Origin of the sequence: Pseudomonas sp. NPDC087612 (genome assembly GCF_044743505.1) — a bacterium.
Lineage (GTDB): Bacteria > Pseudomonadota > Gammaproteobacteria > Pseudomonadales > Pseudomonadaceae > Aquipseudomonas.
The window spans coordinates 245,976-260,160 of record NZ_JBIUWO010000003.1; the positions used below are offsets into that span (position 1 = coordinate 245,976).

Consider the following 14,185-nt stretch of genomic DNA (forward strand, 5'->3'; position numbering starts at 1 on the left):
CGGCTGAAATCTGTGCGTAACTCTAGACCCGGCTGCCATAAATCTGAAGTCAGCACATTGCCATCATGGGCGGAATGGCCTGTTAGCCGACTAACGGTCTGTCCGTCCGGGCCATGCGCATTGCCTTCCTGGCGCGCAGGCACAAAAAAGCCCGCATCGCTGCGGGCTTTTCTGTTCAGGCTTAGTTGACCTTGGCGGCCAGCTCACCTTTGGCGTAGCGCTGGAACATCGCTTCGAGGGAGATCGGCTTGATCTTCGAGGCGTTACCAGCAGTGCCGAAGGCTTCGTAACGGGCGATGCAGACGTCGCGCATGGCCTTGACGGTTTCGCCGAAGAACTTGCGTGGGTCGAATTCGCTCGGGTTGGTGGCCATCAGGCGACGCATGGCACCGGTGGACGCCAGGCGCAGGTCGGTGTCGATGTTGACCTTGCGCACGCCGTACTTGATGCCTTCGACGATTTCTTCAACCGGCACGCCGTAGGTTTCCTTGATGTCGCCGCCGTACTGGTTGATGATCGCCAGCCACTCTTGCGGTACCGAGGACGAACCGTGCATCACCAGGTGGGTGTTGGGGATGCGCTTGTGGATTTCCTTGATGCGGTCGATCGCCAGCACGTCGCCAGTAGGCGGCTTGGTGAACTTGTAAGCACCGTGGCTGGTACCGATGGCGATGGCCAGAGCATCGACCTGAGTGCGCTTGACGAAGTCGGCAGCTTCTTCCGGATCCGTCAGCATCTGGCTGTGATCCAGTACGCCTTCGGCGCCGATACCGTCTTCTTCACCGGCCATGCCGGTTTCCAGCGAACCAAGGCAGCCCAGCTCGCCTTCAACCGAAACGCCGCAGGCGTGAGCCATGGCAACGGTTTGCTGGGTAACACGGACGTTGTAGTCGTAGTCAGTCGGGGTCTTGCCGTCTTCGCCCAGCGAGCCGTCCATCATCACCGAGCTGAAGCCCAGCTGGATCGAGCGCTGGCAGACGTCAGGGCTGGTGCCGTGGTCCTGGTGCATGCACACCGGGATGTGCGGGAATTCTTCGATCGCAGCCAGGATCAGGTGGCGCAGGAACGGCGCGCCGGCGTATTTGCGGGCACCGGCCGAGGCCTGGACAATCACCGGGGAGTCGGTCTTGTCAGCGGCTTCCATGATGGCGCGCATCTGCTCGAGGTTGTTGACGTTGAAAGCTGGAACGCCGTAGCCGAATTCAGCGGCGTGGTCCAGCATCTGGCGCATGCTAATGAGTGCCATTGTGTATCTCTCTCCCGACAAGCGTCGTTTTTCGTGCAAGCCTGCCGCAGCGGCGGTTGCTATTCAAGTAGTGTGGGCCTTCGAGGCCCGGCCAGTCACGGCGCCTTGCAGCCCCGCCCTATCAAATCGTTGGTGGCGACCCAGTACACCAGGCCTTCGTCACCCTTGCTGTGGAACGCCAGCACTCCATCGCTGTACAACGCACCCGAGCCACTGGGCTCCGGCTTGAGCCGGTAGACCTGGTCGCCGCCACCCAGGCGTACGTCCACCTCCTGCTGGCTGCTGTCGGCAAAGCGCCAGAGCACTTCAACCTGGCTGTCGCAGACCCAGCGGGTCCAGTTGTCGGCCGGTGCCGGCGCAGGCTTGAGGCTTGCGCAACCACCGAGTACTGCCAGGGCCATCAAGGCCGCAACCGCTTTCATCCAATATCCTCTAGCAGACCACAAACCGGCCGGTAGGTTGCCGTGAACCGATCAAGGGCAACCCTGGGCCCGGCGCTGATGTTCGTCGTCGTATTTTTCCAGGCCATCCGGGCCCAGCCTTTTGTTGATCACCGGTGCCGTTTCAGCCTGCCATTCAGACTGATAGCAGCCGCCTTTCGGCGCGCCGGGCTTTGCCGGCGCCTGCTCCGGGTTACTGGAGCAAGCGCCGAGCAGACCGGCCAGGATAATCACAGGCAATTGCTTGACCATGCAGGTCGCTCCCTTTGCCAGGCCGAATGGATCAGGCCTTGGCTCGCTGTTCCAGCACTTCAACGGCCGGCAGCACTTTACCTTCGACGAACTCGAGGAAAGCACCGCCACCGGTAGAAATGTAGGAGATTTGCTCGGCAACGCCATATTTGTCGATGGCCGCCAGGGTATCGCCACCACCGGCAATGGAGAACGCCGCGCTCTCGGCGATGGCCTGGGCCAGGACCTTGGTGCCATTACCGAACTGGTCGAATTCAAACACGCCGACCGGGCCGTTCCAGAGGATGGTCTTCGACGACTTCAGCAGCTCGGCGAAGTTGGCCGCGGTTTGCGGGCCGATGTCCAGGATCATGTCGTCTTCGGCAACGTCGGCAACCCGTTTGACGGTCGCGGCGGCGCTTTCGGCGAATTCCTTGGCAACCACGACGTCCACTGGCAGCGGTACGTTGACCTTGGCAGCGATGGCCTTGGCGGTGTCGATCAGGTCAGGCTCGTACAGCGACTTGCCGACCGGGTGACCGGCCGCAGCCAGGAAGGTGTTGGCGATGCCGCCGCCGACGATCAGCAGGTCGCAGATCTGGCTCAGGCTGTTGAGCACGTCCAGCTTGGTCGACACCTTGGAGCCGGCAACGATCGCCGCCATCGGCTTGGCCGGGGCTTTCAGGGCCTTGCCCAGGGCATCCAGCTCGGCCGCCAGCAGCGGGCCGGCAGCAGCGACCTTGGCGAACTTGGCTACGCCGTGGGTCGAGCCTTCGGCGCGGTGAGCGGTACCGAAGGCGTCCATCACGAACACATCGCACAGGGCGGCGTACTTCTGCGCCAGCTCATCGGCGTTCTTCTTCTCGCCCTTGTTGAAGCGCACGTTCTCGAACAGGACGATGTCACCGGCCTTGATTTCGACACCGTCGAGGTAGTCGGCAACCAGCGGCACGTCGCGGCCCAGGGCCTTGCTCAGGTACTCGGCGACCGGCTTGAGGCTGTTCTCGGCAGAGAACTCGCCTTCGCTCGGGCGGCCCAGGTGCGAGCAGACCATCACGGCCGCGCCCTTTTCCAGGGCCAGCTTGATGGTCGGCAGCGAAGCGAGGATGCGCGCATCGCTGGCAACCACACCGTCCTTCACAGGCACGTTGAGGTCTTCGCGGATCAGTACGCGCTTACCTTGCAGATCGAGGTCGGTCATCTTCAACACGGTCATGAATGCAGTCCTTCAGGGCTGTTTACAAGTGGAGCGGGTTTGATTGACGACGTGCAGAAAGTGATCGGCAACGTCGAGCATACGGTTGGCAAAACCCCATTCGTTGTCGAACCAGGCCAGCAGGTTGACCAGCCGGGGGCCGGAAACGCGGGTCTGGCTGGCATCGACAATCGCCGAATGCGGGTCATGGTTGAAATCACAACTGGCGTGCGGCAGTTCAGTGTAGGCCAGCAGCCCCTGCAGCGGGCCGCTCAGGGCGGCTTCGCGCAGCACCCGGTTGACCTCGCCGGCGGTGGTGTCGCGGGCGGTCTGCAGGGTGATGTCCAGGCACGACACATTGACAGTCGGCACGCGTACGGCTTTGGCCTGAATTCGCCCGGCAAGTTCCGGCAGCAGCCGTTCGATACCACGGGCAAGGCCCGTGGACACCGGGATCACCGACTGGAACGCCGAACGGGTACGGCGCAAGTCTTCGTGGTGATAGGCGTCGATGACCGGCTGGTCGTTCATCGCCGAGTGGATGGTGGTAATCGACACGTACTCCAGGCCAAAAGCCTGGTCCAGCACCCGCAACAGCGGCACGCCGCAGTTGGTGGTGCAGGAGGCGTTGGACACCAGCTTCTCGCTGCCGTCCAGGCAATCCTGGTTGATTCCGTAGACCACCGTGGCGTCGACATCCGCCTCGCTGGCCATGGGCTGGGAAAACAGCACCCGCGGCGCACCGGCGTCGAGAAAACGCATGGCATCGGCGCGGGTGTTGTAGGCGCCGGAGCACTCCAGCACCAGGTCGACGCCCAGCGCCGCCCAGTCGATCCCTTCCGGGGTGGCACTGCGCAAGACTTTCACGCAGTCGCCATTGATATGCAGACAATCGCCGTCGACCTTCACCTCTCCGGGGAAACGCCCGTGGGTGGAGTCGAAGCGTGTCAGGTATTCGATACTGGCCTGGTCGGCCAGGTCGTTCAGCGCAACGATCTCGAAGCCCGCCTTCGCCCCCCGCTCAAAGAGTGCGCGCAAGACGCAACGACCAATACGGCCGTAGCCGTTGAGTGCAACTTTGTAAGGACGCGATTGGGGCATGGGATGCTCACGGAACAGAAGCGTTATCTGCAATCGCGGGGCAAGCCCGCTCCTACAGAACTGTAGGAGCGGGCTTGCCCCGCGATGATTCCAGCACTGTTGATCAGTCTTCCAGCAGCTCTTCAGCAGTACCCAGGATGTTTTCCAGGGTGAAACCGAACTCTTCGAACAGGGCCGATGCAGGTGCCGACTCGCCGTAGGTGGTCATGCCGATGACGCGGCCTTCGAGGCCGACGTACTTGTACCAGAAGTCGGCGTGGGCCGCTTCGATGGCGATCCGCGCGCCGACTTGCAGTGGCAGTACCGACTGCTTGTAGCCAGCATCCTGGGCATCGAACACGCTGGTCGACGGCATCGACACGACGCGGACCTTGCGGCCTTGCTCGGTCAGCTTGTCGAACGCCTGAACCGCCAGGCCGACTTCGGAACCGGTGGCGATCAGGATCAGCTCAGGCTCGCCGGCGCAGTCCTTGAGGACGTAGCCGCCGCGGCTGATGTTGGCGATCTGCTCGGCATCACGCTCTTGGTGCTGCAGGTTCTGACGCGAGAAGATCAGCGCCGACGGGCCGTCTTTACGCTCCAGGGCAAACTTCCAGGAGACCGCCGACTCGACGGCATCGGCTGGGCGCCAGGTGTCCAGGTTCGGGGTGCTGCGCAGGCTGGTCAGTTGCTCGATTGGCTGGTGGGTCGGGCCGTCTTCGCCAAGACCAATGGAGTCGTGGGTGTAGACGTGGATGACCCGCTGTTTCATCAGCGCCGACATGCGCACCGCGTTGCGGGCGTATTCCATGAACATCAGGAAGGTCGCGCCGTAAGGCACCAGGCCGCCGTGCAGGGCGACGCCGTTCATGATCGCGGTCATGCCGAACTCGCGCACGCCGTAGAACATGTAGTTGCCGCTGGCGTCTTCAGCGCTGACGCCTTTGCAGCCTTTCCACAGGGTCAGGTTGGAACCGGCCAGGTCAGCCGAGCCGCCGAGCAGTTCAGGCAGCAGCGGGCCGAAGGCGTTCAGGGCGTTCTGGCTGGCTTTACGGCTGGCGATGGTCTCGCCCTTGGCCGCGACTTCAGCGATGTAGGCTGCTGCTTTCTCGGCGAAATCGGCCGGCAGGTCACCGCTCAGGCGACGCACCAGTTCGTTGGCCAGCTCCGGGTGAGCGGCGGAGTAGGCAGCGAAACGCTGGTCCCACTCGGCTTCAACGGCCTTGCCGGCTTCCTTGGCGTCCCACTCGGCGTAGATCTCGGCCGGGATTTCGAACGGGCCGTGGTTCCAGTTCAGCTCTTTGCGCGCCAGGGCGATTTCGTCGTTGCCCAGCGGAGCACCGTGGCAGTCTTCCTTGCCCTGCTTGTTCGGCGAGCCAAAACCGATGATGGTCTTGCAGCAGATCAGGGTCGGCTGCTCGCTCTTGCGCGCGGTATCGATGGCGGTGCGGATTTCGTCGGCGTCGTGGCCGTCGACATTGCGGATCACCTGCCAGTTGTAAGCTTCGAAACGCTTGGGGGTGTCATCGGTGAACCAGCCTTCGACTTCGCCGTCGATGGAGATGCCGTTGTCGTCGTAGAAGGCGATCAGCTTGCCAAGGCCCAGGGTACCGGCCAGGGAAGCGACTTCGTGGGAAATGCCTTCCATCATGCAACCGTCACCCAGGAACACATAGGTGTGGTGGTCGACGACGTTGTGGCCTTCACGGTTGAACTGGCCAGCCAGGACTTTTTCCGCCAGGGCGAAACCGACGGCGTTGGCCAGGCCCTGGCCCAGCGGGCCAGTGGTGGTCTCGACGCCCGGGGTGTAACCGAACTCCGGGTGGCCCGGGGTACGGCTGTGCAGTTGACGGAAGCTTTTCAGGTCGTCGATCGACAGGTCGTAGCCAGTCAGGTGCAGCAGCGAGTAGATCAGCATCGAACCGTGGCCGTTAGACAGCACGAAGCGGTCGCGGTCGGCGAAGTTCGGGTTGGTCGGGTTGTGCTTCAGGTAGTCACGCCACAGAACCTCGGCGATATCCGCCATGCCCATAGGGGCACCGGGGTGGCCGCTGTTGGCCTTTTGCACGGCATCCATGCTGAGGGCACGAATGGCGTTGGCACGCTCACGACGGCTGGGCATCGCTTATCTCCTGGGTGTTGAATTAGTTACGAAACGAAAAAAGGCGGCCATTTTCGCCCAGGCACGTGTCCGGGGGCAATGACGGATGGTCGATGCAGCATGATTTTCCTGTGATTGAGCAAAGAATCAGGCGTTAACCCGGGCAAACAGCCGGATCGGTCGCTTGGCCTGCGACGAATTGCCCCGCCTATCGAGCAATATCAAAACTTTTTGATATTGGCCTTGCGAGGCAATCGTTGCCTGACTAGACTGCCGCTCCATGAACCTACCCGTGCCGTCGATCCGCCAAGAGCAAAGCGATGCGCTGGCTGCCCTGTGCAAAGCCGGCGGCGATCCGCTGCGCCTTAACGTATTGCGCGCCCTGGCCAGCGATTCGTTCGGCGTACTGGAACTGGCGCAGATCTTCGCCATTGGCCAGTCGGGCATGAGCCATCACCTCAAGGTGCTGGCCCAGGCAGGCCTGGTCGCGACCCGCCGCGAAGGCAATGCGATCTTTTACCGCCGCGCCCTGCCCGATGGCCTGAGCCTGGGCGGCAAGCTGCATGCGGCATTACTTGAAGAAGTCGACGGGCTGAGTCTGGCCGATGAGGTCCAGGCCCGTATCGCCCAGGTGCAACAACGCCGGGCTGCCACCAGCCAGGACTTTTTCCTGCGTGTCGAAGAGAAATTTCGCGCCCAGCAGGATTTGATTGCCGGCTTGCCGCAGTACCGCGAAAGCTTGCTGGCCCTGCTCGACAAGCTCAGTTTTGAAGCCGGCGCCGAGGCCCTTGAAGTGGGCCCCGGCGATGGCGAGTTTCTTCCCGAGCTGGCCCGGCGCTTTGCCCGGGTCACCGCCCTGGACAACAGCCCGACCATGCTCGACCTGGCCCGTAGGGTCTGCGAGCGTGAAGGTCTGGCTAATGTGAACCTGCAGTTGGCCGATGCACTCAGTGCAACGGATGTGGAAGCCGACTGCGTAGTGCTGAACATGGTCCTGCACCATTTCAGCGCCCCGGCCGAAGCCCTGCGGCAGCTGGCCAACCGCGTGAAACCAGGCGGAAGCCTGTTGGTAACAGAGTTGTGCAGCCACGACCAGAGCTGGGCCAGAGAGGCCTGTGGCGATATCTGGCTGGGCTTCGAGCAGGACGACCTGGCCCGTTGGGCCAGCGCTGCGGGACTGGCTCCCGGGGACAGCCTCTATGTGGGCTTACGTAATGGTTTCCAGATTCAGGTCCGCCATTTTCAGCGACCGGCTGGCGACATCACCATCGGTAAATTTTAGGAACCCGTCGAGATGAGCGAATACTCCCTTTTCACCTCCGAGTCCGTGTCTGAAGGGCATCCGGACAAAATCGCCGACCAGATTTCGGATGCGGTGCTGGACGCCATCATCACCCAGGACAAATTCGCCCGAGTGGCGTGCGAAACCCTGGTAAAAACCGGCGTCGCGATCATCGCTGGCGAAGTCACCACCTCGGCCTGGGTCGATCTGGAAGACATCGTTCGCAAAGTCATCGTCGATATTGGTTACAACAGCTCCGACGTTGGCTTCGACGGCGCGACCTGCGCGGTCATGAACATCATCGGCAAGCAATCGGTAGACATCGCCCAGGGCGTTGACCGCAGCAAGCCTGAAGACCAGGGCGCCGGCGACCAGGGCCTGATGTTCGGCTACGCCAGCAACGAAACCGACGTGCTGATGCCAGCACCGATCTGCTTCTCGCACCGTCTGGTCGAGCGCCAGGCCGAAGCGCGCAAGTCCGGCCTGCTGCCGTGGCTGCGCCCGGACGCCAAATCGCAGGTTACCTGCCGTTACGAAGGCGGCAAGGTAGTGGGTATCGACGCCGTGGTGCTGTCGACCCAGCACAACCCTGAAGTGTCGCAAAAAGACCTGCAGGAAGCGGTGATGGAGCTGATCGTCAAGCACACCCTGCCGGCCGAACTGCTGCACAAGGACACCCAGTTCCACATCAACCCGACCGGCCAGTTCATCATCGGTGGCCCGGTAGGCGACTGCGGCCTGACCGGTCGCAAGATCATCGTCGACAGCTACGGCGGCATGGCCCGTCACGGCGGTGGCGCGTTCTCCGGCAAGGACCCGTCCAAGGTTGACCGCTCCGCCGCCTACGCCGGGCGCTACGTGGCCAAGAATATCGTCGCCGCCGGCCTCGCCGAGCGTTGCGAGATCCAGGTTTCCTACGCCATTGGTGTCGCTCAGCCGACGTCGATCTCGCTGAACACCTTCGGCACCGGCAAGATCTCCGACGACAAGATCGTCCAGCTGGTGCGCGAGTGCTTCGACCTGCGTCCGTACGCGATCACCACCATGCTCGACCTGCTGCACCCGATGTACCAGGAAACCGCTGCCTACGGTCACTTCGGCCGTATCCCGCAGCAGAAGACTGTCGGCGACGACACCTTCACCACCTTCACCTGGGAACGCACCGACCGCGTCGACGCCCTGCGCGCTGCTGCCGGTCTGTAAGGGCTGAAGCTACAAGCTGCAAGTTGCAAGCTGCAAGCGAAGCCCCGGCCGGGTGACTGGTCGGGGCTTTTTCATTGGCCTAGACACATGACCTGACATGTTGAACACCTTCAAGGCGCTCAATCTTTCCTAGGCTTGGTATTCCACCCCGCCGAGCAAGGATGCTCGCCATGCTGCACACGTCCCTGCTGTCCCTTCTGCTCTTCTTCTGGCTGCTTCCGGCACACGCGCAGACTTGCCCCGACTGGCCGCCTGTTCAGGCCCGGGCTGAAATCCGCCAGCTCCAGCAGACGCTTGCCGACTGGGACGATCACTATCACCGTCAGGGTGTCTCGCTGGTCGCTGACGAACTCTATGACCAGAGCCGCACACGCCTGGGCCATCTGCAAAGCTGCTTCCCGACGCCAGCCAGGCCGCAGGACAGCCCGTTGAAAACCGCTGTCGGCCCCTTGCGCCACCCGATTGCCCATACCGGCCTTGGCAAGCTGGCCGACGATGCGGCGGTCAAAGCCTGGATGCACGGCAAGCAAGAGCTGTGGATTCAGCCCAAGGTCGATGGCGTGGCCGCTACCCTGGTTTATCGCGACGGCAAGCTGGTGCAACTGATCAGCCGCGGCGACGGCGTCCATGGCCACGACTGGAGCCGGCACATCCCGGCCCTGGGCACACTCAACCAGCAGTTGCCCGAGCCGCTCGACCTGGTGCTCCAGGGCGAACTGTTCTGGCGCCTGGACGGCCACGTACAGGCCAATGCCGGCAGCCTCAACGCCCGCGGCAATGTCGCCGGCCTGCTGGCGCGCAAACGTATCAGTGCCGAACAGGGCGCGGTGGTCGGCTTGTTTGTCTGGGCCTGGCCACTGGGGCCGGCCGATCAGCGCGAACGACTCAAAGGCTTGAGCGCGTTGGGTTTTGAGCATAGCGAGCGTTACAGCGAGCCCTTGAGCAGCTTCGCCGAGGCTGCCCGCTGGCGCGAACACTGGTACCGCAGCCCGCTGCCCTTCGCCAGCGACGGCGTGGTGCTGCGCCAGGGCCAGCGCCCACACGGCAGTCGCTGGCAAGCGCGCGACCCGTACTGGGCAACCGCGTGGAAATACCCCTTTGCCCAGGCGCTGGCGCAAGTCCGGGGCGTACACTTCAACATCGGCCGTACCGGGCGTATCACCCCGGTGCTGAAGATCGAGCCGGTGCAACTGGATGACCGGCAGATCCGCCAGGTCAGCCTCGGCTCCTTCCAACGCTGGCAGCAGCTGGACATCCGCCCCGGCGACCAGGTGGCCATCAGCCTCGCCGGGCTGACCATTCCACGCCTGGATGAGGTGGTGCACCGCAGTGTTCAACGCATGGACATCGCAACCCCTGACCCTGCCCACTACCACTCGCTAAGTTGCTGGCAACCCGACGCTGGCTGCCGTAGCCAATTCGTCGCCCGCCTCAATTGGCTCAGCTCCAAGCAAGGCCTGAACATGCCCCGTTTGGGCCCAGGCACCTGGGAAAAACTCATCGACAGTGGCCATGTGCAAGGCCTGGGCGACTGGCTCGACCTGCAGGATGAAGACTTGCAATCGGTGCCAGGGCTTGGCGAACGCAGCCGCCAGCAGTTACTGCAAGCCTTCGACCAGGCCCGCCGGCAACCCTTTGTTCGCTGGCTCAGTGCCCTCGGCGTTCCAGCCGCGACGCCCTTGGCAGCGGACACCACCTGGGCAGACCTGCGCCAGCGCGATGCCGGGCAATGGCTGGCCGAGCCGGGTGTTGGCCCAGGCCGCAGCGCGCAATTGCTGGCATTTTTCCGCTCACCGCAGGTGCAGATAGTGGCCGAACAATTGCGCAGACACACAATCGAGGGTTTCTAATTTCGCCGGATCAGGGCAGCATCATGGATTCTGCCAAGCCCGCGACAACGGAGCCCCTAATGAAACTGCTTTCCCCGCTTGCCCTGTTCACCGTCTGTTCACTCCTGGCCACGCCCCTGCTGGCTGCCGAACAACAGCCAGGCCTGACCGGTTGCGCAGCCAAGAAGCAAGCCATCAGCGAACAGATCGAACAGGCTCGCGCCCATGGCAACAGCAATCAGCAAGCCGGCCTGGAAAAAGCCCTCAGCGAAGTGACCGAGCATTGCACCGATGCCAGCCTGCGCAAAGAGCGCGAACAGAAAGTCCTCGATGCCCGTCACGAAGTGAACCAGCGCACCAAGGACCTGGACAAGGCCATGAAAAAAGGTGACGCCGAGAAGATCAACAAGCGCAAGGACAAGCTGGCAGAGTCCAAGCAGGAGCTGCAAGACGCTCTGAAAGAGCTGGAGAAGTAACTGACAGCGTTATTGTCGGAGCGGACTTATCCGCTCCCGCAGCCACTCAGTGATTTCGAAACTCGGTATGACAGGCTTTGCACGCCGCCTCGACCTTGTCCATCGGCGCAGCCAGGTCAGCCGCCTTGAGCGGCTGGGTGCGGGTCACCGCGACCAGTTCGGCGGTACTGGCCTCCATCTGCCGAGCCAGGTCCTGGAAGCGTGCCTGCTTCTCCCAGACATCGGCGCGGGCGCTGGTATCATCCTCTTCGCGAACCTGTGGAAAGTGCTTCCAGGGCTCGCGGGACAGGCTGTCGAGCTTGACCGCGCCATCGGCGAACTTCTGCCCATCGAAGGCCAGGCGCCCACGCAGCATGCCGCCGAGGTCTTCACTGGTCTTGAGCATTTGCTTGAAGATCGTCTTGCGCTGGCCCAGTGGCGAGTTGGGATCGACCCCGCCACAGGCACTCAGGGTCAAACACGCCAGCAGTACAACAGAAAGTCGCTTGAGCATCTTGATCACTTCGGCTCACGGAAAAAGGCGGCCAGTATCCTCGCCTCACCGGCAAAGACCAATACCCTTATTAAAACTACGGTTTGCGAAAACGGCTGCAAGCCACGCCAACCGTCGAGGAACCCCGTTGATGAAACTTCCTTTGCGCCACCTCGGCTGGACCCTGTCAGTGCTGGCCCTGCTGGCAGGCTGCAACGGCAGCGCGCCGGAAAAACCCAAGCCACACCCGCTGGCTACCTACGTCGGCGCCACCTGGGAAGACCTGCCACAGGTCAGCGACAGCGACCTGGTCGCCGGTTTCGAGTCCTGGCGCAGTGCCTGCGAGCGGCTCAAGCGCGATGCGATCTGGGCCAACACCTGCAGCGCAGCGGCAGCCATTGCTGCCAGCCCGGCTGAAGTACGCAGCTTTCTTCAGGCGCAGCTGGACGTCTACAGCATGCGTTCGGCCGAGAACAACGCCAACGGCTTGATCACTGGTTACTACGAGCCGGTCTACCCCGGTAGCCTGACCCAGACCGACAGCGCCACTGTGCCGGTCTATGGCGTACCGGACGACATGATCGTGGTGGCGCTGGACAGCGTCTATCCCGAACTCAAGGGCAAGCGTCTGCGTGGCCGCCTCGAAGGCCGGGTACTCAAACCCTACGACACCGCAGAAACCATCAATGCCCAGGGCGCCAAGGCACCGGTACTGGCCTGGCTGACCGACCCGATGGACCTGCAGTTCCTGCAGATCCAGGGTTCTGGCCGCATCCAGCTGGAAGACGGCCGCCAACTGCGCATCGGCTATGCCGACCAGAATGGCCACCCCTATCGCCCGATCGGCCGCTGGCTGGTGGAACAAGGGCAATTGAAGAAAGAAGAAGTGACCATGGGCAGCATCCATGCCTGGGCCCAGAGCAATCCGGCGCGGGTTCCGGAACTGCTGGCGAGCAACCCCAGCTACGTGTTCTTCAGCACCCGCCCGGACAGCAACGAAGGCCCGCGCGGCTCGCTCAATGTGCCATTGACCGCCGGCTACAGCGTGGCGATCGACCGCAAGGTGATTCCGCTGGGCAGCCTGCTGTGGCTCTCGACCACGCGCCCTGATGGCGCGCCGGTGGTGCGTCCGGTGGCCGCACAGGATACCGGCGGGGCGATCACCGGCGAAGTGCGCGCCGACCTGTTCTGGGGCACTGGCACTGAAGCCGGCAAACTGGCCGGCGACATGAAGCAGCAAGGCCAGATCTGGCTGCTGTGGCCCAAGGGCGCAGCCTTGCCGGCCGTGCCCCAGGTGCCGTGACGCGGCTCAGATCGAGACGAAGAAGAACGACGCGATCAGGCCCAGGCCGACGAACCACACCAGCGAACGCAGGGCGGCCCAGTCGGCCAGGTAGCAGATGATGTAGAGCAGGCGGCTGGTGATGTACAGCACCGCCAGCACGTCCTGGGTCACCTGCTCGGCGTTGCCGACGATGTCGGCGATGATCACTGCCGCAGCGAACGCCGGGAAAGCTTCGAAGCTGTTCAATTGCGCCGCGTGGGCCCTGCGCGGCAAGCCTTCGAGTTTGTCGAGGAAAGCCCGCGGGTCGTGGTTCTGGCGCAGGTTGAAGCGCCCGCTGGCAACCTTGGCGATGCTGGTACAGACAATGGGCAAAAACAACGCAATCAGTACACACCAGAAGGCAACGGTCATGGCCAAGTCCTTGTCAGTAGAATTATCAGAGTTTCATGATCAGCATGCCGATCAGCACCAGGGCACAGGCTAAGAGCCTCGGCCCGCCAAAAGGTTCTTTGAGGTAGCGCATGCCGAACAGCACCACCAGAATCACGCTGACCTCGCGCAGCGCCGCCGCCTCGGCCACCGACCCCAGTTGCATGGCCCAGAGCACCAGGGCATAGCTGAACAACACGCAAAAACCCACCGCCAGGCCCAAGCGCCACTGCAGCCGCCAGAACAGCATGAACGGCGCGCGCCGGGCCACCCCGGCCAGCAGCGGAAACGGCCAGGCACTGATCAGCGTCAGCCATACAAGATAGTCCAGCGGCTGTGACCACAGGCGGATCGCCTGGCCGTCGAGCCAGGTGTAGCAACCGATGCACAGGCCGATCAAGGCCACCACCGGCAGCATCGACCAGGGCAGCCGGTCACCGCCGCCGCCCTGCCAGAGCAGGCAGGCCATGCCACAGGGAATGAGCAGGATGCCGATGATCTGCTGGCTGCTCAGGGCTTCGCCGGCAAAGGTCAGGGTCAGCGCCAGCACCACCAGCGGCGACAGGCCGCGCATCAACGGATAGACCAGCCCCAGGTCACCGACCCGATAGGCCTGTATCAGCAGGAACCGGTAGAAGAGTTCAAACACTGCCGAGGCCAGCATCCACGGCCAGACCTCGGCCGGCGGCACCTGGACGAACGCGACCATGGCGAGGGCAAATACCAGCGCCACCACGTCCATGCTGGCAATCACCAGCAGGCGTTCGCCGCTGAATTTGATCAGGGTGTTCCAGGTCGCGTGCAGCAGCGCCGCGACCAATACCAATGAGGTGGCTAACACGCAATGGTCCTTGGCAAGGCAGGTGAGGTCATCAATGGCCAGGCGCTATATAACCACTTCAGCACAGGCGGCTGG

The 14,185-nt window shown here is 62.9% G+C and carries 14 protein-coding genes; 5 read left to right on the top strand and 9 right to left on the bottom strand.

The features are described 5' to 3' along the window. Positions 1 to 181: 181 nt before the first annotated feature. The 6 genes from fba to tkt all read right to left on the bottom strand — a co-directional run bounded on the left by fba (position 182) and on the right by tkt (position 6,314). Positions 182 to 1,246: a class II fructose-bisphosphate aldolase gene (fba, locus tag ACIOVF_RS07380; RefSeq protein WP_043863595.1), complete on the bottom strand. Its 1,065-nt coding sequence runs from the start codon at positions 1,244 to 1,246 to the stop codon at positions 182 to 184. Between the two features lie 95 nt (positions 1,247 to 1,341). Beyond that, complete coding sequence (locus ACIOVF_RS07385) at positions 1,342 to 1,668, bottom strand: MliC family protein (RefSeq protein WP_045193810.1); 327 nt, start codon at positions 1,666 to 1,668, stop codon at positions 1,342 to 1,344. A gap of 51 nt (positions 1,669 to 1,719) precedes the next feature. Further along, the gene (locus ACIOVF_RS07390; protein WP_045193812.1) at positions 1,720 to 1,938 is read right to left on the bottom strand and encodes a hypothetical protein; all 219 of its coding nucleotides are present in this window, start codon (positions 1,936 to 1,938) and stop codon (positions 1,720 to 1,722) included. 31 nt (positions 1,939 to 1,969) lie between these two features. Beyond that, complete coding sequence (locus tag ACIOVF_RS07395) at positions 1,970 to 3,133, bottom strand: phosphoglycerate kinase (RefSeq protein ID WP_401288520.1); 1,164 nt, start codon at positions 3,131 to 3,133, stop codon at positions 1,970 to 1,972. 12 nt (positions 3,134 to 3,145) lie between these two features. After that, positions 3,146 to 4,213, bottom strand: coding sequence for an erythrose-4-phosphate dehydrogenase (epd, locus tag ACIOVF_RS07400; protein ID WP_045193814.1), 1,068 nt, complete (start codon positions 4,211 to 4,213; stop codon positions 3,146 to 3,148). 103 nt (positions 4,214 to 4,316) lie between these two features. Continuing rightward, a complete protein-coding gene (gene tkt / locus ACIOVF_RS07405) occupies positions 4,317 to 6,314 on the bottom strand; it encodes a transketolase (protein WP_401288523.1) in 1,998 nt (665 codons plus the stop codon). Between the two features lie 259 nt (positions 6,315 to 6,573). Between tkt and ACIOVF_RS07410 the strand changes: the two genes are divergently transcribed. From ACIOVF_RS07410 to ACIOVF_RS07425, 4 genes are all read left to right on the top strand, one after another. Next, positions 6,574 to 7,575 (top strand): metalloregulator ArsR/SmtB family transcription factor, encoded by a 1,002-nt coding sequence (locus tag ACIOVF_RS07410; RefSeq protein ID WP_045193817.1) that lies wholly within the window; start codon positions 6,574 to 6,576, stop codon positions 7,573 to 7,575. A 12-nt stretch (positions 7,576 to 7,587) separates the two neighbouring features. Further along, positions 7,588 to 8,778: a methionine adenosyltransferase gene (metK, locus tag ACIOVF_RS07415; protein WP_038997515.1), complete on the top strand. Its 1,191-nt coding sequence runs from the start codon at positions 7,588 to 7,590 to the stop codon at positions 8,776 to 8,778. A gap of 161 nt (positions 8,779 to 8,939) precedes the next feature. Then, positions 8,940 to 10,628, top strand: coding sequence for an NAD-dependent DNA ligase LigB (ligB, locus tag ACIOVF_RS07420; RefSeq protein ID WP_401288527.1), 1,689 nt, complete (start codon positions 8,940 to 8,942; stop codon positions 10,626 to 10,628). A 59-nt stretch (positions 10,629 to 10,687) separates the two neighbouring features. Next, positions 10,688 to 11,083: a DUF1090 domain-containing protein gene (locus ACIOVF_RS07425; RefSeq protein WP_045193820.1), complete on the top strand. Its 396-nt coding sequence runs from the start codon at positions 10,688 to 10,690 to the stop codon at positions 11,081 to 11,083. 46 nt (positions 11,084 to 11,129) lie between these two features. On the opposite strand, the gene ACIOVF_RS07430 is transcribed toward ACIOVF_RS07425, so the two are convergent. Next, the gene (locus tag ACIOVF_RS07430; protein WP_045193982.1) at positions 11,130 to 11,576 is read right to left on the bottom strand and encodes a cytochrome c; all 447 of its coding nucleotides are present in this window, start codon (positions 11,574 to 11,576) and stop codon (positions 11,130 to 11,132) included. A 130-nt stretch (positions 11,577 to 11,706) separates the two neighbouring features. Between ACIOVF_RS07430 and ACIOVF_RS07435 the strand changes: the two genes are divergently transcribed. Then, complete coding sequence (locus ACIOVF_RS07435; protein ID WP_045193821.1) at positions 11,707 to 12,858, top strand: murein transglycosylase A; 1,152 nt, start codon at positions 11,707 to 11,709, stop codon at positions 12,856 to 12,858. 6 nt (positions 12,859 to 12,864) lie between these two features. Here ACIOVF_RS07435 and ACIOVF_RS07440 read toward each other — a convergent pair whose 3' ends face one another. Both ACIOVF_RS07440 and ACIOVF_RS07445 read right to left on the bottom strand, forming a co-directional pair. After that, positions 12,865 to 13,251: an MAPEG family protein gene (locus tag ACIOVF_RS07440; protein ID WP_093376890.1), complete on the bottom strand. Its 387-nt coding sequence runs from the start codon at positions 13,249 to 13,251 to the stop codon at positions 12,865 to 12,867. Positions 13,252 to 13,276: 25 nt separating this feature from the next. Further along, on the bottom strand, positions 13,277 to 14,110 hold the full coding sequence (locus ACIOVF_RS07445; protein ID WP_045193824.1) for an EamA family transporter: 834 nt from the start codon (positions 14,108 to 14,110) through the stop codon (positions 13,277 to 13,279). Positions 14,111 to 14,185: the final 75 nt, after the last annotated feature.

Bases quoted from the DNA above. Each gene is read 5' to 3' on its own strand.
- fba (WP_043863595.1), bottom strand. From the start codon at position 1,246: ATGGCACTCATTAGCATGCGCCAGATGCTGGACCACGCCGCTGAATTC.
- ACIOVF_RS07385 (WP_045193810.1), bottom strand. From the start codon at position 1,668: ATGAAAGCGGTTGCGGCCTTGATGGCCCTGGCAGTACTCGGTGGTTGC.
- ACIOVF_RS07390 (WP_045193812.1), bottom strand. From the start codon at position 1,938: ATGGTCAAGCAATTGCCTGTGATTATCCTGGCCGGTCTGCTCGGCGCT.
- ACIOVF_RS07395 (WP_401288520.1), bottom strand. From the start codon at position 3,133: ATGACCGTGTTGAAGATGACCGACCTCGATCTGCAAGGTAAGCGCGTA.
- epd (WP_045193814.1), bottom strand. From the start codon at position 4,213: ATGCCCCAATCGCGTCCTTACAAAGTTGCACTCAACGGCTACGGCCGT.
- tkt (WP_401288523.1), bottom strand. From the start codon at position 6,314: ATGCCCAGCCGTCGTGAGCGTGCCAACGCCATTCGTGCCCTCAGCATG.
- ACIOVF_RS07410 (WP_045193817.1), top strand. From the start codon at position 6,574: ATGAACCTACCCGTGCCGTCGATCCGCCAAGAGCAAAGCGATGCGCTG.
- metK (WP_038997515.1), top strand. From the start codon at position 7,588: ATGAGCGAATACTCCCTTTTCACCTCCGAGTCCGTGTCTGAAGGGCAT.
- ligB (WP_401288527.1), top strand. From the start codon at position 8,940: ATGCTCGCCATGCTGCACACGTCCCTGCTGTCCCTTCTGCTCTTCTTC.
- ACIOVF_RS07425 (WP_045193820.1), top strand. From the start codon at position 10,688: ATGAAACTGCTTTCCCCGCTTGCCCTGTTCACCGTCTGTTCACTCCTG.
- ACIOVF_RS07430 (WP_045193982.1), bottom strand. From the start codon at position 11,576: ATGCTCAAGCGACTTTCTGTTGTACTGCTGGCGTGTTTGACCCTGAGT.
- ACIOVF_RS07435 (WP_045193821.1), top strand. From the start codon at position 11,707: ATGAAACTTCCTTTGCGCCACCTCGGCTGGACCCTGTCAGTGCTGGCC.
- ACIOVF_RS07440 (WP_093376890.1), bottom strand. From the start codon at position 13,251: ATGACCGTTGCCTTCTGGTGTGTACTGATTGCGTTGTTTTTGCCCATT.